This window comes from Enterococcus sp. AZ163 (assembly GCF_050498925.1).
GTDB lineage: Bacteria > Bacillota > Bacilli > Lactobacillales > Enterococcaceae > Enterococcus_A > Enterococcus_A ferrettii.
In genome coordinates this window covers 525,516-549,252 of the sequence record NZ_JBIPAO010000002.1, presented here as the reverse complement: position 1 = coordinate 549,252, position 23,737 = coordinate 525,516, and the positions used below count along the sequence as shown (strand labels likewise).

At 40.4% G+C, this 23,737-nt stretch carries 22 protein-coding genes; 18 read left to right on the top strand and 4 right to left on the bottom strand.

Annotated features, from left to right (window positions below; all coding sequences use genetic code 11):
* Positions 1-102 precede the first annotated feature (102 nt).
* The 9 genes from IGI46_RS21015 to IGI46_RS20975 all read left to right on the top strand — a co-directional run bounded on the left by IGI46_RS21015 (position 103) and on the right by IGI46_RS20975 (position 9,122).
* On the top strand, positions 103-1,590 hold the full coding sequence (locus IGI46_RS21015) for an FAD-binding oxidoreductase (protein ID WP_429974189.1): 1,488 nt from the start codon (positions 103-105) through the stop codon (positions 1,588-1,590).
* Positions 1,591-1,659: 69 nt separating this feature from the next.
* Positions 1,660-2,448 carry an electron transfer flavoprotein subunit beta/FixA family protein gene (locus tag IGI46_RS21010; RefSeq protein WP_429974188.1) on the top strand — a complete coding sequence of 263 codons (789 nt, stop codon included), beginning with the start codon at positions 1,660-1,662 and terminating at the stop codon, positions 2,446-2,448.
* The gene (locus tag IGI46_RS21005; RefSeq protein WP_429974187.1) at positions 2,448-3,374 is read left to right on the top strand and encodes an electron transfer flavoprotein subunit alpha/FixB family protein; all 927 of its coding nucleotides are present in this window, start codon (positions 2,448-2,450) and stop codon (positions 3,372-3,374) included. The genes IGI46_RS21010 and IGI46_RS21005 overlap by 1 nt, the downstream gene beginning before the upstream one ends.
* A 68-nt stretch (positions 3,375-3,442) precedes the next feature.
* A complete protein-coding gene (locus tag IGI46_RS21000; protein ID WP_429974186.1) occupies positions 3,443-4,219 on the top strand; it encodes an SDR family oxidoreductase in 777 nt (258 codons plus the stop codon).
* A gap of 46 nt (positions 4,220-4,265) precedes the next feature.
* Positions 4,266-5,708 (top strand): FGGY-family carbohydrate kinase, encoded by a 1,443-nt coding sequence (locus IGI46_RS20995; RefSeq protein WP_429974185.1) that lies wholly within the window; start codon positions 4,266-4,268, stop codon positions 5,706-5,708.
* A 133-nt stretch (positions 5,709-5,841) separates the two neighbouring features.
* Positions 5,842-6,954, top strand: coding sequence for an ABC transporter ATP-binding protein (locus tag IGI46_RS20990; protein ID WP_429965900.1), 1,113 nt, complete (start codon positions 5,842-5,844; stop codon positions 6,952-6,954).
* Between the two features lie 9 nt (positions 6,955-6,963).
* The gene (locus tag IGI46_RS20985) at positions 6,964-7,587 is read left to right on the top strand and encodes an ABC transporter permease (protein ID WP_207701789.1); all 624 of its coding nucleotides are present in this window, start codon (positions 6,964-6,966) and stop codon (positions 7,585-7,587) included.
* A gap of 9 nt (positions 7,588-7,596) precedes the next feature.
* Positions 7,597-8,508 (top strand): osmoprotectant ABC transporter substrate-binding protein, encoded by a 912-nt coding sequence (locus IGI46_RS20980; RefSeq protein WP_429965901.1) that lies wholly within the window; start codon positions 7,597-7,599, stop codon positions 8,506-8,508.
* Complete coding sequence (locus tag IGI46_RS20975) at positions 8,505-9,122, top strand: ABC transporter permease (protein WP_429965902.1); 618 nt, start codon at positions 8,505-8,507, stop codon at positions 9,120-9,122. Before IGI46_RS20980 ends, IGI46_RS20975 begins: the two co-directional genes overlap by 4 nt.
* A gap of 147 nt (positions 9,123-9,269) precedes the next feature.
* Here IGI46_RS20975 and IGI46_RS20970 read toward each other — a convergent pair whose 3' ends face one another.
* Entirely contained in the window at positions 9,270-10,382 is a 1,113-nt protein-coding gene (locus IGI46_RS20970; protein WP_429965903.1) for a hypothetical protein, read from the bottom strand.
* Positions 10,383-11,075: 693 nt separating this feature from the next.
* Here IGI46_RS20970 and IGI46_RS20965 point away from each other — a divergent pair.
* Positions 11,076-11,213 (top strand): LPXTG cell wall anchor domain-containing protein, encoded by a 138-nt coding sequence (locus IGI46_RS20965; RefSeq protein WP_429974184.1) that lies wholly within the window; start codon positions 11,076-11,078, stop codon positions 11,211-11,213.
* A gap of 41 nt (positions 11,214-11,254) precedes the next feature.
* On the opposite strand, the gene IGI46_RS20960 is transcribed toward IGI46_RS20965, so the two are convergent.
* Positions 11,255-13,192, bottom strand: a complete 1,938-nt coding sequence (locus IGI46_RS20960; RefSeq protein ID WP_429965904.1) for a BglG family transcription antiterminator — start codon at positions 13,190-13,192, stop codon at positions 11,255-11,257.
* Positions 13,193-13,413: 221 nt separating this feature from the next.
* Here IGI46_RS20960 and IGI46_RS20955 point away from each other — a divergent pair, with 221 nt between their 5' ends.
* The 4 genes from IGI46_RS20955 (at position 13,414) to mngB (ending at position 18,067) form a co-directional block, all read left to right on the top strand.
* A complete protein-coding gene (locus IGI46_RS20955) occupies positions 13,414-13,875 on the top strand; it encodes a PTS sugar transporter subunit IIA (RefSeq protein WP_207701783.1) in 462 nt (153 codons plus the stop codon).
* Positions 13,872-14,198, top strand: a complete 327-nt coding sequence (locus IGI46_RS20950; RefSeq protein ID WP_207701782.1) for a PTS fructose transporter subunit IIB — start codon at positions 13,872-13,874, stop codon at positions 14,196-14,198. The genes IGI46_RS20955 and IGI46_RS20950 overlap by 4 nt, the downstream gene beginning before the upstream one ends.
* A 24-nt stretch (positions 14,199-14,222) precedes the next feature.
* Positions 14,223-15,326 carry a fructose-specific PTS transporter subunit EIIC gene (locus tag IGI46_RS20945; RefSeq protein WP_207701781.1) on the top strand — a complete coding sequence of 368 codons (1,104 nt, stop codon included), beginning with the start codon at positions 14,223-14,225 and terminating at the stop codon, positions 15,324-15,326.
* 65 nt (positions 15,327-15,391) lie between these two features.
* Positions 15,392-18,067 carry a mannosylglycerate hydrolase gene (mngB, locus tag IGI46_RS20940; RefSeq protein WP_429965908.1) on the top strand — a complete coding sequence of 892 codons (2,676 nt, stop codon included), beginning with the start codon at positions 15,392-15,394 and terminating at the stop codon, positions 18,065-18,067.
* A 46-nt stretch (positions 18,068-18,113) separates the two neighbouring features.
* Here mngB and IGI46_RS20935 read toward each other — a convergent pair whose 3' ends face one another.
* Positions 18,114-18,923 carry a Cof-type HAD-IIB family hydrolase gene (locus IGI46_RS20935; protein WP_429965909.1) on the bottom strand — a complete coding sequence of 270 codons (810 nt, stop codon included), beginning with the start codon at positions 18,921-18,923 and terminating at the stop codon, positions 18,114-18,116.
* Between the two features lie 304 nt (positions 18,924-19,227).
* Here IGI46_RS20935 and IGI46_RS20930 point away from each other — a divergent pair, with 304 nt between their 5' ends.
* The 4 genes from IGI46_RS20930 to IGI46_RS20915 all read left to right on the top strand — a co-directional run bounded on the left by IGI46_RS20930 (position 19,228) and on the right by IGI46_RS20915 (position 22,575).
* On the top strand, positions 19,228-20,079 hold the full coding sequence (locus tag IGI46_RS20930; protein WP_429965910.1) for a glycosyltransferase family 8 protein: 852 nt from the start codon (positions 19,228-19,230) through the stop codon (positions 20,077-20,079).
* Complete coding sequence (locus IGI46_RS20925) at positions 20,079-20,978, top strand: glycosyltransferase family 8 protein (RefSeq protein ID WP_429965911.1); 900 nt, start codon at positions 20,079-20,081, stop codon at positions 20,976-20,978. The genes IGI46_RS20930 and IGI46_RS20925 overlap by 1 nt, the downstream gene beginning before the upstream one ends.
* Positions 20,979-21,134: 156 nt before the next feature.
* On the top strand, positions 21,135-21,485 hold the full coding sequence (locus IGI46_RS20920; RefSeq protein ID WP_429965912.1) for an iron-sulfur cluster biosynthesis family protein: 351 nt from the start codon (positions 21,135-21,137) through the stop codon (positions 21,483-21,485).
* Positions 21,486-21,564: 79 nt separating this feature from the next.
* Positions 21,565-22,575, top strand: a complete 1,011-nt coding sequence (locus tag IGI46_RS20915) for a DUF3114 domain-containing protein (RefSeq protein WP_429974183.1) — start codon at positions 21,565-21,567, stop codon at positions 22,573-22,575.
* A 387-nt stretch (positions 22,576-22,962) separates the two neighbouring features.
* Here the strand turns inward: IGI46_RS20915 and IGI46_RS20910 are convergent, their stop codons facing one another.
* Complete coding sequence (locus tag IGI46_RS20910; RefSeq protein WP_429965914.1) at positions 22,963-23,715, bottom strand: MerR family transcriptional regulator; 753 nt, start codon at positions 23,713-23,715, stop codon at positions 22,963-22,965.
* Between the last annotated feature and the right edge of the window lie 22 nt (positions 23,716-23,737).

Below are 23,737 nucleotides of genomic sequence, written 5' to 3'. Positions count from 1 at the left end.
TAAGGAAAATATAATTAAATTTTAATGTAAAAAGGATGTGACCTCTCTATACTAAGTCATAGGAAAAGCGCTTCCGAAAAAATAATGAATGGAGCTAGTTAAATGAATTCCGATACATTAGTAAAAGAAGCTATTGTTGCAGATGTAAAGAAAATTGTTTCTGAAGACCAAGTGGTAACTGATTATGAGGCATTGTATGATGCATCCTCCGATCGCTACCGCAAGTACGCGAAGGCGAAACGAGTATTAGATAATCCAATACCGACTGCGGTTGTTTATCCTAAAAATGCAGAGGAAGTTAAAGAGCTTTTGATGTATGCCAATGAAAATGGCATCAACGTTATCCCACGCAGCGGTCAAACTGCAACTGAGGGCGGCTTGGAAAACTGGAAGGATTTAGCCTTAGTTGTTGATGGCTCCAAAATGAATAAGATTATTAAAATCGATCCATATAATATGCAGGCAACAGTGGAAGCTGGCGTAAGACTGCAGGATTTAGAAGATGAATTAAGAAAAATTGGCTATACCACGGGTCATTCACCACAATCAAAACCAGTTGCTCAATATGGTGGTTTAGTATCAACCCGTTCGATTGGTCAATTCTCGACTTTATATGGCGGAATTGAAGATATGGTAGTTGGCTTGGAATGTGTTTTCCCGAATGGCCATATTTCTCGCATTAAAAACGTTTCTCGTCGTGCCGGCGGACCAGATATTCGTCATATTGTCATCGGAAATGAAGGCACCTTATGCTATATCACAGAGGTAACTGTGAAGATTTTCAAATATTATCCTGATAACAACAAATTCTTCGGTTATTTAGTGAATGATGTAGAAACTGGGATTAAAGTATTGCGGGAAGTTATTACCAACGGGTACCGACCATCTGTTGCTCGGACATATTCACCAGAGGACGCTCGGCAGCATTTCTATCACTTCTATGAAGATAAATGTGTATTGATTTTCATGGCAGAAGGACCAGAAGGCATCGTTGAGGCAACAGGTAAAGGAATCGAAGAAGCGGTTGAAAAATTCAAGGATGGGGTTTACAAGCAGGTAGACAGTCAGCTGATTGCTAACTGGTTTAACCAATTAAACTGGACCCAGCAAACCATCGACGACGAAGTTCAAGGCATGATTGACAATGATAAGCACGATGGCTACACAACAGAAGTTTCAGCTGATTGGGAAACCATCACTAAGATCTATAACAATGTGATTGATCGGATTCGTAATGAGTATCCACGGGCGAAGGATTTGACGATGTTGGGTGGCCATTCTTCGCACAGTTATATTAACGGAACCAACATGTACTTTGTTTATAACTACGACATTAATTGCGAACCGGAAGATGAAATGCGTATTTATCATCATCCAATACAAGCAATTATCGTAGAGGAAACGCTGAAATTGGGAGGCTCAATGTGTCACCATCACGGAATCGGCAAGTACCGCAATGAGTGGACTAAACAGGAGCATCAATCAGCTTATTATATGCTGGAAACTTTAAAAGAAGCCTTTGATCCAAAAGGTATCATGAACTACGGTAACATTTATCCTGTGCAAGAAGGCTACAAATATCAAAAATAGTTACATTTTCCTTCAAGGATGTACTGTTGTTCTTGAAGGAACTTTTCCAAAGGTTAGGAAGCGGTTACGATGAAAATTATTTGTCTCATTAAATATGTTCCCGATACCGATCAATTTGAATATGACTACAAGACGGACAAGATTAACCGGGAGAAATCTAAACTGATTTTAAATCCCGATGATCGGAATGCAATAGCCTGGGCGCTGCAAAGAAAGAAGCAAGATCCTTCGGTTGAAGTAGAGATTGTTTCGATGGGGCCGTCCAAGGTTGAAAAGGAGTTAAAGGATCTGATTCGATTAGGGGCTGACCGTGCCGCTTTGATAAGCGACAGACAGTTCGCTGGCAGCGATTCACTGGCAACCAGTGTCATTTTAGCCAGCTATTTATCGCAGCAGAATTACGATCTGATTCTTACCGGTACTCACACGTTAGATGGAGGAACGGGACACATTGGTCCTCAGGTGGCCGAGCTGTTAGCGGTTGATCAATATTCCAACATTATTGGAATTGAAGAGTGGACGAATGGCTATACGATTGTAAAAGCAAAGCAGGAGGAACGAATTTTCCGCTTAAAAATTCCAACTCCCTGTGTATTAAGCGTAACACATCAAATGAATCTGCGATTAGGCTTCGTTAGATATGAAAACATTGATAAAAATGTCGATGCTCAATTCTCTCTAGTAACAAACGAAGACCTGCAGCTGTCTCTTGATGTAATTGGTCGCAAAGGTTCGCCAACTAAGGTAATCAAAAATGTTGTGGCCAAACGAACAAAAGAAATGACTCAGCAAGTGTCTGTAGATGACGAAGGAATTGAAACGGTGGTCCAATTTCTAAAAGAAAAGGGGTACTTGTAATGTTTAAAGCACTCATTCTAGTTGATAACGAGGCCATTGATTACTCCGTTGATTTGATAGAAGCGGCCAAACGTTTGGCTGGTGAAGAGGAATTGGCCGTTTCCGGTTTAGGAATTAATCTGGAAAACAAGGCAATCAACGGCTTCGATTCACTGATTTGTGTGGACGATCCGTCGATTCAAAGCCGAGACAGTCGTGTCATTACGGACATCTTAGAACAGGTTCAGCAGCACTGGCAATTTGATAGTGTCATTGTGCTGGCGACAGATTTTGGCCGAATGGTGGCACCGAGATTGGCGATGCGATTGAAAGCTGGACTTGTGGCAGATATTACTGCTATTGAAGTAGATGAAAAAGGGCGAAAGCTGATTCGACCGGCATTTTCCGGCAATATATTAGCGAGTATTCTTTGTACTTCGACGCCGATTATGGCTAGTGTTCATCCTAACGTTTTCCATACAAAGGAATCCTCAAAGATTCCGGAACAAATTAATTTTCCTGTGAAGGAATTGAAAGCGTCGTCAATCGAGGTGCTTTCGGTTGACGTGACAGAAAAAACTCAAGATATTCGTGAGGCCAAGGTATTAGTCTCAGCGGGAGCAGGCTATACTGCTGAGGTAAATCAACTCAATGAATTAGCTCGCCAGCTACAAGGAACCGTGGCTGTTTCCAAGCCGCTGGTGGAGCAAAATCGTGCCCCACGGGAAATCCAAGTGGGGCAATCTGGAAAAACGGTAAGTCCTCAGCTTTATGTAGCCTTAGGTATTTATGGTTCAATGCAGCATGTGGAAGGTCTTAAAAAGGTTACAGATATTATTTCGGTTAACACTGACCAAGGAGCACCGATGAACTATTTAGCCACTATTGCAGTTATCGGTGATGCGGTTGAATTTGCGGAACGGCTCACTGCACGATTGAATCAGTAACAGACATATTTTAAAAAAAGGAAACTTGGAGCGATAGCTTCAAAATATAAAGAAGAGAAGGTAAAAAAATGGAAATTAAAGACTTTAACATGGGTATGTTTGCGATCAAAGGAAAAAATGCAATCGTTACCGGCGGAAATACTGGCTTAGGTCAAGCTTTTTCATTAGCTTTAGCTGAAGCGGGAGCGAATATTTTTATGCCGTCAATTATGCCGGATGATGCAGAATTTAGTCAAACATTGCAGGATCGTGGAGCGAAAACCTTCTATATGCATGCGGATATTACGAAAGATGGCGTGCCGCAGGAGATTATTGATACCTGTGTCAAAGAATTTGGTTCAGTTGATATTTTGGTGAATTGTGCGGGCATTTGTCCTTGTGATGATGTCTTGAGCTACGGCCGAGATAAATGGGACCCAACGATCAACATCAATTTGACTGCTGCCTTTGACATGAGTCATGAAGCCGCTAAGGTTATGATTCCGCAAAAGAGCGGTAAAATTATTAACATTTGCTCCTTGTTCTCTTTCTTAGGCGGTCAATGGGCACCGGCTTACGCTGCTTCAAAACATGGTCTGGCTGGGTTAACCAAAGCATATTGCGACGAGTTAGCGCAATACAACATTCAAGTGAATGGAATTGCACCTGGTTACTTTAAAACGGCAGTAGCTCAAGCATCGATTGATGATCCAGAACGTAACAAATGGATTGTGGACCATACACCTGAAGGACGTTGGGGTGATGTAGCCGATTTAATGGGTGCGACAGTCTTTTTGGCATCTGAAGCCTCTCATTTCGTGAATGGACATATTATGACAGTCGATGGCGGATTCTTGGTTCGTTAATCACGTCAAATAGCCATCAAAAATTTATTGGGTGAGGGAGAACTTCATGGAAAAGAAATATATCGTCGGGATTGACGGCGGGAGTCAAAGTACTAAGATCGTCATTTTTGATCTCGAAGGAAATGTGGTTGGAGAAGGCAAAGAAAATCTGCGACCAATGCATTTGGCTGAAGGTGTAGTAGTAGAGCATCCGGGTGACGATTTGTGGGATTCGTTATGTGCGGCCTCGCAAAAAGCGATGGAACAATTTGGTGCTAGAAAAGAAAATATTGTCGGTATTGGGTTGGGATCGATTCGCTGCTGCCGGGTGCTGTTGAAAAAAGACGGATCATTGGCTCAGCCGATCATCAGCTGGATGGATAAACGGACAGCAACACCCCATGTTCAGGATAATCCAGAGGTTCAATATGCAACTTCAACAAACGGATATTTAACTCATCAGCTAACGGGAGAGTTTAGGGATAATATTGGAAATCATTTTGGCCAATGGCCAGTGGATTATGCCAACTGGGATTGGTCTACTGATCCGGAAGTGCTGGATAGCTATAAATTACCAAGAGACATGCTGTTTGATCCGGTAAAACCTGGCGATGTGCTAGGCCATATTACTCAAGAAGCTAGTAAAAAAACTGGATTGCCTGAAGGATTGCCGCTGTTTGCTACAACTAGTGATAAAGCAGTAGAAGGCTTAGGTGCCGGTTTGATTCGCGACACTAGCGCGTTTGTTTCTTTAGGAACCTATATCAGCAGCATGGTGACTGGAACCGAAATGCCAGAAAATCCAGTGAACTATTGGGGCATCATGTCATCTATTCCGGGTAAATATGCCTATGAGGGCTACGGTATCCGTCGCGGAATGTGGACTGTTTCCTGGTTCAAAGATCTATTGGGTGAAAAAATAAGTATTCGTTCCAATTATCAGGGGATTTCTGAGGAAGAATATCTGAATGAACAGGCACAACATGTTCCTGCCGGCAGCGATGGGTTAATGACTGTATTGGATTGGTTGGCGAATCCTTGGGAACCTTACAAACGGGGTGTCATGATTGGCTTTAATGCCCATCACGATTACCGCTATATGTATCGTTCTATTTTAGAGGGCATTGCTTATACTATGAAAAACAATGTTACCAATATGACGGAAGAGCTGGGAAAGACCATTGACGAGGTCATTGTAACTGGCGGCGGCTCTAATAGTGATTTACTGATGCAAATTTTTGCCGATGTTTTCAATCTGCCAATTAAGCGTAATGTAGTAAATGGCAGTGCCAGTGTTGGGGCGGCAATTAATGCGGCCGTCGGCTTGGGCATTTATCCTTCTTATGAAGAAGCGGTAGAAAAGATGGTTAAGGTGAAAGACGTCTTTACGCCGATTCCTGAAAATGTTGCGATCTATAAGCAATTAAATGAAGAGGTTTATCAAGGCTTAACAGTTCACACCGATAAGGTATTAGAAAAGAGCTTCGCTATTTTGCATCCAGAAGCATAAGTAAAGAAAGATGTGACAAGAAGGTCTAACAGCCAATTTTGGCTTTAGCCTTTTTGTCATTTAAAAAAGCTTTTCCAACTTGTTCACTAGTTCGAAAAGCTTTTTTACATACAGTTCGGGAAGGGGCAGCTTGATGATTGAATTTATAGAGGTAGAGAAAAAATACGGGAGCGCACCCGCAGCGGTAGAGACGTTGAACTTAACAATTGAAGACAATCAGTTTATTTGCGTGATTGGTACTAGCGGCAGCGGAAAAACTACCCTGCTGCGGATGATTAATCGGATGGTGGAACCCTCTAACGGCAGCATCAAAATTAATGGCAAAGATACCATCAGCCTAAACGAGGACGAGCTTCGACGGAAGATCGGTTATGTGATTCAAAATATTGGACTGTTTCCTCATATGACGATTCGCGACAATATTATGATTGTGCCAAAATTGTTGAAATGGACAGAAAGTCAGAAGCAAGGGATTGCAGAAAAATTGATTGAACGAGTGGAGCTGCCCGTAGACTACCTAGAACGCAAACCGAAGAATCTTTCTGGTGGACAACAGCAAAGAATCGGTGTTATTCGTGCGCTGGCAGCTGATCAGGATATTATTTTAATGGATGAACCTTTTGGGGCATTAGACCCCATCACGCGAGAAGCTTTGCAGGTGATGATTAAACGACTGCAGCAAGAAATGCAGAAAACGGTGGTTTTTGTCACCCATGATATGGAAGAAGCGATCAAACTGGCAGATAAAATCATCATTATGGATCACGGAAAAGTTGTGCAATACGATACAGCTGATAATATTATCCAAAACCCTGCTAACTCTTTTGTCGGTGAGCTGTTAGGTAAACGTAAGAAGCAAACATACGTGGAAAATGAACTGCGAGTAATTGATCTGATGAAGCCTCAGGTAGCAGCTATCTCTTTAAGCAAATCGATCATCGAAGCAATTCGTCAAATGACGCATAAAAAAGTGGATACCTTGCTGGTAGTAGATGATGAACAGCACTTAAAAGGTTTCATTGACATAAAGGATGTTGATCACAATATTAATAAGGCTGCTAACATTTATGAAATCATGCGGACTGAAACTGCCAGTGTCAATCAAAACGAGAAGCTGTCAGATGTAGTGGCACCTTTGTTTAACATGGAGCTGAAGTATCTGCCGGTAGTGGATGACGAAAATTGTCTTGTAGGAATCTTGACCCGATCTTCTTTGGTGTCTTTGATTTACGACAAGCTGAAGTAGGTGAAGAGAATGGAAAATTTTTGGAATCAATATGGTGTCGAAATCCTGTTTAAATTGTGGGAGCATTTTTATATCTCTTTCAGCGCTATTCTTTTAGGAACCTTAGTGGCAGTGCCACTAGGTGCTTTGCTGACACGAATCAAAAAGGGATCAGAAACGATTATTAGCATTGTCGGTTTTTTTCAGACGATTCCGTCTTTGGCTCTGCTGTCGATTATGGTGCCTTTCTTAGGAATCGGTAAGGTACCGGCGATTGCAGCGTTGTTTCTATATTCGCTGCTGCCGATTTTGCGCAATACTTATGTTGGCATTCAGTCGGTTAATCCGACCTATTTGGATGCAGCCAAGGGGATGGGAATGTCGAAATGGCAGCGGCTGCTGCAAATCGAATTACCCTTAGCCTCCAGCGTGATTATTTCCGGGATTAAGGTATCAGCAGTATATGTAATTTCTTGGACGACGTTGGCTGCTTATATTGGAGCGGGTGGTTTAGGGGATTTCATTTTCAACGGACTAACCTTGTATCGTATTGATTTAATTATGATGGGAACCATTCCCATCACGTTTTTAGCATTGGGAACAGATGCTGTTTTGCGTTTTGTCGAAAGTCAATTAACCGTGGATCGAGGGTGAGGGGTGTAAATGAAAAAGAAATTAAGTGTCTTTCTTTTGTTTATTTGTCTGTTTGGCCTGTTTGTTTTTTCCAATCTATCCAACCGAAAGGACAAAATCACGGTGTGCGGCGGTGTGACCTCGGAATCACAAATTTTAGGGAATATTGTCGTGGAATTTTTGACTCATTATACGGACAAAGAGGTCGTCTATCTGAACAATCTGGCTTCCGCCAACTTAATGCAGGCAGCAATGGAACGTGGTGATTTGGATATTGCGTCAACACGTTATACAGGAACGGACCTAGTAGGAACGTTAAATTTGCCGATTGAAAAAGATCCTGACAAGGCATTAACAATTGTTCAAGAGGAGTTTCAAAAGCGCTACAACTTTGATTGGTTTCCCAGCTATGGCTTTTCCAATCAGTTTACTTTTATGGTAACGAAGGAAACGGCTGAAAAATACCAACTGTCAAAGGTGAGTGATCTGCAAAAATATGCGGATCAATTCAGCTTAGGTACCGATCAAACTTGGTATAAAAGAGAGGGCGATGGCTACAAAGCCTACACTGAGGAATACGATACACGTTTCAAACGAGTCTATCCGATGCAAGTAGGTTTGTTGTATGATGCTTTGGCTGCTAAGGAACTAGATGTCATTTTAGGCTATTCTACTGATGGACGAGTAGGTAGTTACGGGTTAGTCATGCTGGAGGACGATCGACAGTTTTTCCCACCGTATACCTGCAGCTTAGTGGTTTCTGATGAAGCCTTAAAGGAAAATCCTGAGCTGAAGGAAATTTTGGAGCGACTAGAAAATACGATTGATACAGAAGCGATGCAGCGCATGAATGATGAATCCGACAGTCAGCTTTTAGAGCCGGCCTTGGTAGCTCGTCAATTTTTGGAAGCCAATAACTATTTTGAGGAGGACAACCCATGATCCAGAATTTAACGAATTACCTGAGTGATAACTCCTCGTACATTATTAGCCAGTTTCTCAGTCATATCTATATTTCTATCGTTGGTGTAGTGCTGACCTGTTTAATTGGCTTTCCGATTGGGATCTTTCTGTCGGACAATAAAAAGGCAGCCTCTTTTGTGATTGGTTTGATTAATGTTGTTCAAACGATTCCATCAATTGGTATGTTGACAATTTTACTTATTTTAATGGGATTGGGGAAAAATACAGTCATTGCAACGGTGGTTTTGTATTCCTTGCTGCCAATTGTGAACAATACTTATGTGGGTCTGAATAATGTTGATCCAGTCTATATTGATAGCGCTAGGGGAATTGGCATGAGCCGGTTACAAGTTTTGTACTTAATCAAGATTCCACTGGCCGCCCCGGTTATCTTAGCTGGAATTAGAAATGCTTTGGTGATTTCAGTGGGGATTACCACAATTGGTTCCTTTGTAGGTGCCGGAGGGTTAGGGGATATCATTCTTAGAGGAATCAATATTACTGGCGGCGAGCCGATTATTTTTGTCGGAGCATTCCTCTGTGTGATAATTGCGTTAGGAATGGAAGGATTGTTTAACTGGTTGATGAAATAAGCTGTCAGGACTAATCCAACTAAAATTTGAACGATTTTTTAAATCGTTTTGTGACATAGTGGGATAACTGATCTTAACTCCTTTTTTGCTAGAGCAACAAAAAAAGCCCGAGCCTTGGTCACAACAGGCTTGGGCTTACTTTTTTTATCAGAAGGGAGGATTATCAGTTAATTCAGGTACAATATAGGCCTCAATTGCTCGCACATCTTCTTCTAAATTCTGGCAAATCAATGTATACCAGAAAATGGATACTTCATCTGAGCTGTCTCTCAAATCTTCGGCAGTTAATTTTTCACCAACAAATAAAAGCCGCAACGCTTCCGTCAGGTCAAGGGCATTGGCATAGGAATGAAACATTTGCGGAAAAGTACTAATTACCTTGGTTAATAGTTTTTCAGCCTGGGCATAATGCTCAAATTCATGGAAGAAGACATGCTGTTTCAACAAACGCTGCGCCATTACTTGATCTGTTTCCCGCAGGACTCTGTTGGCTGGATAAAAAGAGAGATCTTCCAGCTCACTTCTAGTTGCTTGAGTATTTTTCATGCAAAGATTTTTCTGTTTAGAATACCTGTAATAGCTGGATAAAAGATCATCACCGTAAAAGCAACTCTCTTCAAATCCTTTCGCCTTATATCTTTCCATCCACTTTATATCGGCAAAGGTAAAGTCATCAATCGGATAGAAAATAGGCTGTGTTGACAGGTAGGTCTTTCCGATGGGGACAAGGAGAGCCAAAACAGTATTTTGCTTATTTTCGTCAACAGTTAAATGAATATTAGATGCCGGTAAATCTATGTCATGCAATTTTCTAGTATTCAGATCTCTATAGACGATGGTTTCTCCCTGCTGCTTGACTTCAAACAAACTTAATACAAATGTTTTAGGCCAGGTTAGCATGATCCTTCGTTGACTTGGAGTTAGTCCAGGTACCCAGCAGACAGTATCAGGGAAATCGCGCATAATATCTACATGCTCTACTAAGAGATAATACACAACTAATAAATCGAAAAATTCTGCTGTTTCACCTTCGTAATTAGCTTTGGGAGACAATTCATTTTTTGTCATATTGTATAAAAAATGATAAAAATCACTTGCTTCTTCATCATCAATATATTTTTTATCGTTAACGATCGACAGAAAGATCTGTGTAGCAGCAAACAAAGCAACTTTGAAAGGATTATCCCCATTGTTTACCTGCTGCATCAATTCCTTTTTCAACTGAGAATGTTTTACATCATATTTATAAAGCAATTCCACCTTGTATCACTTCTTTCATGAATAGTAATCCTATCACTAGTTTATCATTTAGATGTGGAATTGTAGATAACAAATTTACGCAAAAAGCATCAAAAGTCGGCTAAGTATTCGTGCGCTTTTCGATGCTAATTTTTTACAGCTGTTTAATAGTAATTACTGCCAATGGATAATGGCACTTACATGGGCTCTAACAAGGAGAATCCTAAAATAGAATAAGGGTTAAGTTGTTTCTTTAGTTAGGTATCTAAAGACGTTTTTTATAAAGGAGATGAGGGTCATGAAAAATGCAGACTCTTAGAAAAAAGTATAGTCGTTAAGCAATCAGAGTGGTGCGGGAAATGGAAGATTTGTTTAATCAGTTGATGAAAACTCCTACATTGAAGCAAAATCATTGAGAAATACTGTGAAAAGTGGTTTATTATCTCTACGGATAAGCTGCTTTTTTTGTTGCTCTTTCCAATTAGACAACGAAAATAGCGTGAGTGTAGATTTCAGAAGGATCGTTGTTGAGTGGGACTTGCACAATTTTTCTTTCAAGAAAAGTTTCAAAAAATATAGATGAAGCAGTGGATTGATCAGTCAATACCTAAATGTTAGGAGCAACTCAAATGAAGAAACTTGTATTGATCCTGTTACTTGGAATAATTTATAGTAGGAATTCTGGCAAGTGCACATGATACTGCCAATCAAATTTTGTCTCAAGGAATTTTTGAAAAGAAACTGAACGTTCAAGCTGGAGGGAAAGGAAACAACGCTTCTATCTTGGTTATTGGCTTGGCGCTTGCCGGAGCTGCCGGCTCCTTTTATCGTTATACTAAAAGTGAGGATTAAAGTGACAAGAACTCTAAAGTAAACAGCCTAGGCTTCTTACTTTAGAGTTCTTTAAATTGTGCAAGGAAGGCTTCAAAGCTGGGATTAGATAAAATCGCCTGTTGAAGATCTGTGCGCGCCATGAAGTCTAATAATAAACTGTAAATATCTCCGGTGTCTTCGTAATCCTCTTTGGTGATTGCAAACAGAAAGACAAACTGAACTTTTTCTTGATTGCCCCAATCCACACCATCAGGCACGATTGCTACTGATAATCGGGAGTGATTTGCTAGCAGAGACATTGGATGGGGGATAGCAATCAGCTGATTAATATTGGTTTGGCTTATCGCTTCTCGAGCTAGAATACTCGCATAAAACTCTGCAGGTACTAATCCCTTTTCCTCTAATGACACACACATTGTTTTTAGCAAAGCCTCTTTAGTAACTCCTCCCTCGAATAAGTGAAAAGCATCCTCTTGAAATAAGTCCATAACAGTGGACGTCTGGGTTTCAAAGGCTGTCAAAAACTGATCGATTTTTTCAATGTCCTTATCTAGCTGACCCATACGAATATAAATAAAAGGTATTTCCAACTGGTCTAAAGGAATCGTGGTAATAACAAAATCAATTGTCGCTAAGGGCTGCTGCTGCAGTTCTACGTAAGAAAGCCGCTCAACAATCTCAAATTTGTCCTGGTAGCGTTTATTGATTTTTGCTTCAATAATGCGGCTCATGGCGCGACCAGTACCACAAACCAAAATCACTTTGTATTTACGATTTTCCAGCATCGAGCTACGTTCTAAAGCTCCGGCAATATGCAGGGCAATGTACCCCATTTCATCCTCAGAAAAATACAGTCCGTGAGCGGTTCCAATGGACTCCAGATGAGTAAGGCATAGGTCATAGGCGAGAGGAAAGGATTGTTTAATTGTTTCCAGCAAAGGATTGCTGTGACCTGCGTCTAAGCTGTTCATATGAATAAAGCCTTCAATATGCGAGGTCAGATCTTTGATCAAGATCGCATCCTGAGTCCAATCATAATTAGACGTTTGCTTAATTCCCTGCAGCAAGTCCTCCACAATTTCATCTGCTATCGATTCTGACTGAATTATTGCCGGATCGCTTACTACAAAACGAGGGGCATTCACCGACAGATAATAGATCAAATAATCTTGTTCTTCCTGAGGCAACTGACTCTCAAAAGTCTCCTCCAGCTTAGTGAAAAATTGCTGCATCAACTGTTGTGCGTTCTTTTTCAACTGAGGTATTTTAACCGGCATTTCGGAGATGGATTTTCCATCGATCAAGCGGCTTAGAGCTAAGGCGAAATGGGACAAAATATTCTTGTGATAATAATCCGATTCTAGCAAATCCAAAGGAGTCAGATAAGCCAGCTCCAGCTCCTGCAGCAATGACAAATCAATGTTATCGAATAGGGCCAGCTCGGTTTCGGTAAAACCAATTAAATATTCCTGCAAATCCTTACCGATTAATAGGTCACTAATCGCTTGGCGCTTGGCAAATTCATTACCCACAACCTCAAAACCAATGTTCGGCCGATTTACAATTTTCAAGCCATAAGGCAAAAGCTGATCGCGAATTGTCTTTAAATAGGAATAAAAGGTATTCTTGCTGACATAAAGCTGATCTAAAAAGGCATCTAAATTCAACGGCTCAGTAGCCTTAAACAAAGTAAACAATAAATAATGCTGCCGTTCTTCTGTAGAAGCTAAACTAGTCTCCACGGAATCGGTGCTTTCCTTCCACCATTCTTCAAAAACAGCTTGATTGTTAACAGCTAAAAGGTACCCTTTGCCGCGAATCAACGAGACAACAGCTCCCACATTTTTCAGGGTATCGTTTAGATTAGTAATGTCGGTACGAATCGTTCGATCTGAGACCGCAAATGCTGCAGTTAACTCCTTCATAGGAGTCGGATTTGGTTGTTGGATAAAACGTTCTAGCAATTCGTCTAAGCGTTGATAAGATAACTTTGACATGGTATCACCTCCAAACTGACTACTTCATTGTCATCATACCGTAATTTGAAAGCGATTGAAATATCTAAGGTATCCAGCAATTTTCCAATACAAGTGGAAGCAAACTTGGAAAGCGTTTTATCAATTGATTTCCACTTATGTTGGAAATTGGAAGTGTTTACACCTAAGGTTTGATCCCGTAAAGTTAAGCATGTAATAACCAACCGGAAAGGAGGTTCAACATGAACTTTACCGAAAAAAATATACTATTAGATGTATCAGCCGACAGTCAGGAAGAACTATTCATGCTTCTGGCCAATTATGCCAAAGAGTTAAATGTGGTAGAAGAAACCGAAAAAGTCAGTGCGGCCTTTATGGAGAGAGAGCAGCAATTTTCCACTGGTCTGCAAGCAGGCTTTGCGATTCCCCATGCCAAGTCTGCTTATGTTTTAACCCCAACTGTTTTATATGCACGATTGAAACAATCAGTGCCTTGGGAGACATTCGATGATTCAGCCGTTCAGCATGTATTTGCCTTATTAGTACCATTAGAGGAAGCTGGTACCTTGCATTTAGAAATGTTAAGCCGTTTAGCAACTGCTTTAATGGAAGAAACTTTTATTGAGGATATTCAGCAGCACCAGGATAAAAGCTTTTTGGCTCAACGTATTAGTAAAGAAATGATTGGAGAGAAAATCGTATGAAAATTGTCGGAATCTCAGCATGTCCTGCCGGTTTGGCCCACACACCAATGGCCGCTAAGGCTTTAGAAAAAGCCGGAGTAAAATTAGGCTACGATGTAAAAATTGAACAACAAGGTTCTTTAGGCCAAGTCAACAAAATTAGTCAAAAGGAAGCCAATGAAGCAGATTTTGTTTTGCTGGCAACCGATCAAAAAGTGGAAGGCCTAGATCGCTTTGAAGGAAAACCACAGCTAAGAGTAAACATTAATACCTGCATTAAAGCACCAGAAGCTGTTTTAAAAAAATGTGTCGCAGCGGTTCAGCAAAGAAGCGCCGCAAACTAGCAATAAACAGGAGGAGAATACAAAGTGAAGAAAAGTTTAGCAGAAGTAAAAGGACACTTGATGAGTGGGATCAGTTTTGTTCTGCCGCTGATCATTGGAGCATCCTTAGTAGTTGCGATACCTAAGATGATCGCTTTAGGAATGGGCTTGACCAGTCTGGACCCATACGCTGAAGCAGAAGGGTTCAAGCATGCACTATATGCAATTGAACAAGTTGGTTGGACCGGAATCGGACTTATTAATACTGTGTTAGCTGGATTTATTGCTTATTCTATCGGTGACAAAGCAGCATTAGGAGCTGGTTTTATTGGTGGAGCAGTGGCTACCAGTACGAATGCCGGATTCTTAGGAGCGGTAATCGCTGGTTTCCTAGCAGGTTACTTAGTGAAAATTGCAAAAAATAAAATTAAACTGCCAGAATCTTTTTCAGGTGTAATGCCATTAGTGATTTTACCTTTAATTGCTACTTTATCGGTGGCGATCGTTATGGGAGCGCTGCTGTCAGAACCATTGGCCTGGATTAATACTAGCTTAGTTGAATGGATTCGTTCAATGATTGCTAATGATGTGAACAAAGTCTTGCTGGCAATGATTATGGGTGCCATGATTGGTTCTGATTTAGGCGGACCAGTCAATAAGGCTGCCTGGATGGCCGGTAATGTTCTATTAGCAGAAGGTGTCTATTTACCAGCAATTATTGTCAATGTGGCCATTTGTGCCGTACCGTTTGGTTATGCTTTAGCGACTGTTTTCCATAAGAAACGCTTCAACGCCGAATTATTGGATGCCGGCCGTAATAACTTTATCATGGGTTTTATCGGTATTACCGAAGGAGCAATTCCTTTTACTTTAGTTAGTCCACTAAAATTAGTGCCGATTAATATGATTGGCGGCGCAATTGCCTCTGGTTTAGGGATTGCTTTAGGCATGTATGACAAAATGCCGCCAGTAGGTGGGATTTATGGCTTCTTTACAGTTGGTAACGGCTGGGCATATCTAGTTGGTTTATTTGCTGGCGCTGCTTTCATCGGATTTTTAGCCCCTTTGTTTGTAAACTTCAACAAAGTAGATGCTGAAGGTGACGAAGAAGTCGATATAGAGGATATTGATATTAGTTTTGAAAATTAAAAAACGGGCACTGACGGTGGGAAATCGTCAAGTGCCTCTTTTATTACAAGAAGGGTAGTTGACCAATGAAAAAAACTGTACACGTAGTTCCCCATAGTCATTGGGATCGAGAGTGGTATTTTACCACTAGTCGTTCCAAAATATATTTGATGCACGATTTGCAAAAAGTTTTAACGCAGCTAGAAAAGGACGACACATATGATCATTTTATTTTAGATGGCCAAGCTTCATTATTGGATGACTATTTAAACTGGCGTCCCCAAGATCGAAACCGAATAAGAAAATTGGTTCAAGCCGGTCAACTGATTATTGGACCTTGGTATACTCAGACCGACCAGCTAGTAATTTCTGGCGAAAGTATTGTTCGAAACATGCTTTATGGTATGCAGGTTTGTGAAGCGTTTGGTGACTACATGAATGTCGGCTATGTCCCGGATTCCTTTGGTCAAGCAGCTAGTATGCCACAAATTTATCAACAGTTCGGCATTGAGGATACGCTGTTCTGGCGGGGTGTTAGTGATGACGAAGTGAAGCAGACAGAGTTTGTTTGGAAAGGGGAGGACGGTTCAAGCGTTACGGCCTTTCAAATACCTAGCGGCTATTACATTGGCGGAGCAATTCCTGAGAACAAGGAAGCTTTAGCGGATTTTCTTCACGAAGAACCTTTCAAAACCACCTGGTCGCGCAGCACCACTGATCAAGTGTACTTTCCAAACGGTTTCGACCAAGCGCCAGTTCGCGAAAACTTACCGGAACTAATCGAACAAATAAATGCGTTGTATCAGGACGAATACGAATTGCATATATCGACCATCGAAAAGTATATCGCGGCCATTAAAGAGCAGCAGCCAGAGCTGGAGGAAATTGCTGGTGAGCTGATTAACGGAAAGCTGATGCGGATTCATAAGACCATCTTCTCTTCCCGCTCTGATTTAAAGGCCTTAAATACACAGATTCAGCATTACTTAACCAATGTGATGGAACCTATATTAACCATTGCGAAGCAGCTGGGTTTTGAGTATCCAGTGGAAACGGTTAAGGAAATTTGGAAGCTGATGTTTGAGAATGCTGCGCATGATTCCATTGGTTCTTGTGTATCCGACAACACGAACGAGGATGTTTATATGCGCTATAAGCAGGCTCGCGATATTGCTATGAATTTAGTGGAATTGACCATGCGCCAAATTGCGACAACGATTAAAGAGTCGAAGAATACACCGATAACTTTTACGTTGTTTAACCCTTATGATCATCCTCGGAATGAAGTTGTGGAAGCGGAGGTCTACTTACCGCAAAAAGAATTCGTCATTCTAGATGAAGCAGGGCAGTCGGTTTCCTACACTGTGTTGGAAATGATTGATCAGACTGATTATGTGCTGAATCAAGGAAATATATTAAATCCAACCAAGGATTATTACCATCCTACAAAGGTTTACAAAGCCAAAATTGCGGTAGCTGCCGGTCAGCTGCCGAGTCTGGGCTACACACAGCTAACTATTGATCTGTCCGGTAACAGTTACCAGACGTTTGAAAGGACCACTAATCGTACGATTGAAAACAACTATTATCGAATTACCGTAAATGCCAATGGTTCCTTTGACATCTTCGACAAAGCAGCTCAGGTACTTTATAACGAACAAGGGATTATCGAAGAAAATGGTGATGATGGCGATTCCTTTAATTATTCTCCACCGGAAAAGGATTGGGTAATCTCATCCATTGATTTTGAACCGGTAATCGAGGTGCATGAATCGAGCGTACTAAAAACGATTAAAAGTTCTTTTGTGCTGCAAGTACCAGCTAATTTGGAAGAACGAGCAGCAAAAAAAGCAACCGTCCAGCTGCCGATTTCACTGGAAGTAACAATGAAGCAGGATTCGCCAGTTATTGATTTCCATTTAGAGGCAGAAAATCAGTCTGTTGATAGTCATCGTATTTGTGTCTTGTTTGATACCAATATTCCGTCAAAATTCTCGACGGCGGATCAGCAATTTGGCACGATTCAGCGACCAGTAGTTTTTGAAAAAGAAATGAAGCTGTGGGAGGCGAATAAAGAGCAATGGAACGAACAACCAATTGCGATTGAAACCTGCCAGACGTTTGTCAGTCTTTTTAATGACCAGCGAGGTGCTGCAATTCTGCCAAAAGGAGTAAGAGAATATGAAATTGTTGGAGAAAATTACGATACTATTCGTTTAACAATCTTTCGAACCTATGGCTTCATGGGTAAAGAAAACCTGATGTATCGTCCAGGTCGTGCTTCTGGGGAAACAGTTATTGCCACCCCTGATGCTCAGCTGCACAAAAGACTGGAATTCTCATTTTCTGCTTATTACTTTGCTGGCAGCTTTAACCAGGCTGATGTGGCAAATATTGCCAAGATAGCAGTATCTCCGGTTCAGTTGTATCAAGCTGCTGAATTCTTAAACTCGCGGTTGAATTTTACTTTGGGAGATGAGCCTAAAACTCTAGCAGCTAGCTATAGTATGGCAGAAGTTGTTGGTGATTTGACGCTAAGTGTAGTCAAGAAGGCCGAGAAACGGGAGGGCTGTATTATTCGACTGTATAACGGAAAACTTAAGGAAACTTGTCATGCCGCGATTCAGTTTAAACAAGAAGTTCAAAAAGTGGAATTGGTAAATCTTAAAGAAGAGACAGTAGCAGAACTGGAACTGCAAGATCAAACGGTGAGTTTACCTGAGGTTGCTCATGCCAAGTTCATCACTTTATATGTAGAATAAAACGCAAAAAAGAGGACAATCGTCAGATTGTCCTCTTTCATTGCACTTATAAATATTCCTCCAAGACTTCAGCTACACCTGCTTCTTCATTAGAGGTAGTCACTTGTTGGGCAATTGCTTTGACTGGCTCTAAGGCATTGTCCATCGCCACACCAACACCGCTGACTTTCAACATTTCAATGTCATTTTCCTGATCACCAAAGGCTACGACTTCTTCTGGATCAATCTGAAGATAGTCGGCCAAGAACGTAAGAGAAGTGCCTTTATTTACTCCATCAGCCATAATCTCCAGCCAGTGAATATCTGTGTAAACTGAAGGAATACCCGCCGATTCAAACATTTTCCGCAAAACGGCTAACTTATCAACATCTGTATCATTAAAGGCCAGCTTAAAGTAATTGAGACTACCATCATTGATCTTCTTTAACAACTCTTCGGTAGAAGAATCTTGTAGCTGAAATTGCGCATAATAAGGACTATTCACCTCGACCGGGGCAGCATCAAAAGTAATCCGATCATCCTGTGTTTCACGACTAGCTACAATGGTTACACCAATTTGTTCAGCCAAATGGAAAGCTTGATTAATCGTCTTTGCAGGGATATCGAATCGCTTTAACACAGAAGTCGTTTCCCCTTTTTCTACTTTTGCTATGTAGGCGCCATTGGAAGCTAAAACATAACCATCTATGGAGAGCTGAGCAAATACCTTTTTAACAGAAAGGATCGATCGTCCAGTAGCCAGGACAATTGTGCCTCCCTGCTGGCTAAAGGTTTGCAGAGCCTCCTGGTTCTTCTTAGGGATTTCACCTAGATGATTCAGTAACGTACCATCAAGATCGATTGCTGCTAACTTCATATTTATCCATCCTTTTTAGAAAATATTCTATTTTAAGGGTAGTCCATTTTTGGCTATTTGAGAAGTTTAATGCTTAATAATGACAAAATAGTTGAATAGAGACAAGTAATTTCTTAAATGTTTAAAGAATCTTAACTGTTGTTATACCGCTAAAAAACGTCGATTCGATCAATTTTTTCCGAATTTGGTGACAAAATGATAGGGATAACAAGCAATTTTTTTGCTAAAAGAAAAGAATGGGTCTAATGTATGTTATAGAAATAGGGTAAAAGACGAACATAATTAAGCAAAGGAGTGATATTTTATGTTATCTCAGAAAAATACGATACCAGTGGTAACTGCATCAGATGAGAATTACGCTCCTTACCTGAGCGTGATGCTTGGTTCTTTGCTGGATCATATATCAAAAGAAGTTTCATTGAATATTTATGTAATTGATGATGAAATTTCTGCAGCCAGTAAAGAAAAACTGAAGGAAACAGTTCAAAATAAATCAGACAAGGCGACTATCCAGTACCTAACTGTTGATGGTCAAGTGTATGAAGACTTCTTGGTCAGTGACCATATTACTACGACAGCCTACTACCGAATATCCTTACCTAAAATTTTGAAAAAATACAACTATAAAAAAGTGCTTTACATAGATGCGGATACATTGATTCTAGATGATGTAGCAGAGCTTTACCGACAAAATTTAAAGCAAAAGACCATCGGAGCTGTGATTGATCCAGGGCAAACTAAGGCTTTGGAACGGTTAGGGATTGATTCCAAAGATTATTATTTCAATTCAGGCGTCATGGTAATTGATATCGAACGTTGGAACAATCGTCAGATTACGGAGAAGACGATTGATTTTTTAAGAAATCACGGAGATCGCATCATTTATCACGATCAAGATGCCTTGAACGCCGTCTTATACGAAGACTGGGCACCACTTCACCCTAAATGGAACATGCAGTCGTCACTTATTTTCAACCGTCATCCGGCCCCAAACCCTCTATATAGAATATTGTACAAGGAAGGCAATGAAACACCTGCGATTGTCCACTTTACTGGGCACGATAAACCTTGGAACACATTAGAAGGACACCCTTACCAAGAACAGTATATGGATTTATTAGCAGATAGTATTTTTAAGAAAGCGGTGAAAGCATAATGAGTAAAGAGAGAATTACGATTGTTTCAAGCAGTAATGCAGCCTTTGCACCTCATGTTTCTGCCCTGTTTGTTTCAATCTTAGAAAACTGTAAAAATAAGCAAGCAACCTTTGATTTTTATGTAATTGACGACAACATCGATTACAAGAGCAAACAACTAATGCTGGACACGATGGCAAATTATCAAGCAACCCTTCAATTTTTAAATATCAACAAAAAATATTTCAAAAACGTTGTTGAAAGCGACCGGATTCCACAAACAGCATACTTCAGAATTGCTATTCCTGAATTATTTCGGGGCAAAAAGGTAGACAAGTTGTTATATCTAGACTGTGATATGATTGCAGTAACTGACATTGACGAACTATGGAAAATGGACTTAGGTAACTATACATTAGCAGCAGTTGAAGATGCTGGATTCCATAATCGTTTGGAGCTTATGGGGATAGATACTGATTCTAAGCTGTACTTCAATTCTGGATTAATGCTAATCAATGTAAAAAAATGGTTAGATGAAAATGTTACGATGCGAGTATTGGACTTCATCAAAAACAATCCTGAAAAGCTGAAATTTCATGACCAAGATGCTTTAAACGCAATTCTGCATGATCAGTGGCTGCCTTTGCACCCACAATGGAATGCTCAAAGCTATATTATGCAAAAAGAAGTAACGCATCCTAATCCAACCGGCGAAAAAACGTACGAAGAAACGCGTAAAGCGCCAAGTATTATTCACTTTTCTGGACATGTAAAACCTTGGAGTGATGAATTTACCTCTCCTCTAAAAGGGTACTATTTAAAATATGCTAGAAAGACAGCCTTTTCAAAAAAGCCTCTTTATAAACAAAATGCAGTAACTTATGTTTCCACTACACATTATGGCAAGGTTGCACGATAAACATATTCTGATTATTTGACGGACAGGAACTGCTGCGGCAGGCTGTCAAAATTCAGAGATAAAAGCCTTTCATCAACTAAGATTAATCATGAAAACAACTAAGTAGTGAACCCTTTACAAATAAAAGCATAAGCTTGGCTGTGAGGAGGAGAAATAATGCAAATAGTAGTATCTGATCAAGCAGCGGAAGTATTATTAGATAAAGTTGGCGATACAAAAGCTTTCTTGATTGCTCTAACTAAAGAAATTGAGGAGACATCCATGAGCGATCATTCGTGTGCCAAAGGAAGTCAGTTCCAGATCATCCCTTTATTTACGGAAGGGGAGGTCGAGCTAATACCAATGGAAAACCCAATCTTTACTGTTTATTCTTCCAAAGAAGCTGCACCACTATTAGTTGAAAAAGTTCTGATGGATTTTAATCCACGCTTGAACAGCTTCCAGTTAATGTGTGATAATCAGTATGTCGACAGTAACATCAAATTGAAAAATTACTTTTTTAGTTAAAAGCAAAAGAGCTATGTTCATGCTGGTCATCTAGCGTAAACATAGTTCTTTTGATGACGACAGGCGAGGAGAGCAGATAATGAGACCAATAATTTGGGACGACGCAGCGCAACGTGCCCTTTCAAGTGAAACAACACGAGCAGTTCGCAGTTTGTCCTTAAAAGAAGCTCGGGAGAAGGAACAAGAAATAATTCAGCAAAGTCGCTTGGTCGGTTCCACGATTTATACTAAGATGTTTAGAGCATCCAATCATACGGCTATTGAAAAGGTAGTTCTATTACTGGAACAGTTAGGTGCGCAAATAGAAGAAGGGACTTTGCAGCTTACCGGTCCTTATAAAATTGATCCAGAACTGGCACCACACGACGATTTTTTGAACTTATTGGCAAAGACAATTCAACAAGCCTACCGAGGAAAGCTTCTGGATGATCCCCGAGTTCATCAGCTGCGAATGTATTTGGATCGTCAAAATATCCGATATATCCGAAAAAAATTTGGAATACCAGGCCCAACAGATGAAGATGCGCTAGCAGCCTATGTTCATGCGCCAAAAAAAGCAGGTGGTCTAGGTGGACACGGACTGAGAGCTGAACGTGCAAGGCTTCATAATAAATACCAAACAAATTATTTGGCTGGGAATGAGAACCGCAAAAGGGTTACTCCGGATTTTCACTCTGAATTTATTTTGGATCCTGAGGGACGTTTTGTCAGCCAGTGGAATGTATTGGAAATGGACGAAGCTGGGAAAGTAATAACGGATTTCTTCTATTATAAGGAACGATATCCTACTTATGCAGAATGGCACTATTTTCAACAGCAGATTCTAAATGGGGAGTCCTTTAACTATGCCGATCGCAACGATAATGTTCATCGACGCTTAGATAGTTTGCCGCCAATTCATTTGGATTATCCTTTAAGGAAAAAGTTGGGGAAGGAATGGAATAACCCTCAGGACAAGCTGGAGTATCATTGGCGAGAAGTTGATCGCAATCCAGAACCGTATGCTCATAGAAAGAATATAGGTAAAAAGTGGGGCGTGTTTATCATTTTCTTTTTGCTGGCTAAACTGCTGATTAGAAAACATAAATAATTAAAAGATCTCTTAGTAGTTAGTCGCAACTAATCTAAGGGATCTTTTTGTTATACCTAATGGGACAAGAGCCCCATAGATCCCAATATAAAAAAAGTAAAGATATACGTTAGAACCAAAAGTCCCAATAGTAATAATATATATTTTATCAATAAAAAACATTTCAGTATCTTGGCTACATTATTAGCCTTCATTAGTTTCCATTGCTTTACTACCCAAGGGAAACTAAACGCGATAAAACTAAGTAAACCTACTATTAACGAAAAAAACATATGCTGCTCCATAGCCCAAATTGTAAATGAGAGATTTCCACTGGATGCAGCGTAAGACAGGGCACATCACTTTGCTAAATAATCTCTTGATTATTTAGTAGATGGTTCTGCATTTTCAATGAGTAATTTTAGCAGTTTCCTCTAAATGATCAATTCTCTGCATGATATCTTCGGCATTTTTCTTTGCTTGCTCTAATGAGGTCAGCAACTGATCACAAACAGCAATGATATCTTCATCTGGCTCAGGGGTATTCAACACTTCTTTAATAGAAGAAACACGTTTTTGATCCATGGTCAGCAGCAGACGGAGAATAGCTTCTAATGAATAATTGGCTCCTCGTAAGGTGCGAATAATCTTTAATCGCTTTAAGTCTTCCTGATTGTATATGCGATAACGATTTGTCCTTCTCTTAACCATCAATAAGCCATTGAGCTCCCAATTACGTAAAGCATCAACCGTCACCTCTAAATAATCGGCTGCTTCACTGCGAGTTAGAGGAGGCTGCGTATTTTCATCAGCTTCAGGTCTAATTATTCCTTCAACAATTTCAATTGCTTCGTGCGCTTGAGCGATCTCTTGATTGGCTAAGTATTGATAGTCGAGAATCAATTGGCGCGCAAGGTTGAAATCATAAAGCGCAAGAGCTTTAATTACGTCCACCATTTTTCTCCGCAAGCCAGACTGCAGTACTTCGATTTGGAAAGCTACTTGAGCCAAGCGGATCAGCTCTATATGGTACTGAGTGAACATTCGGTAGCCATTAACTGCTCGTTGAGGCTTGGGAATCAATTCCCATTCTTCATATCGTCGAATTGTATTAGGATGAAGACCAACTAACTTGGCAACCTCCGAAGTGTGATAAATCATTCAATTCCTCCTGTAACAAGCT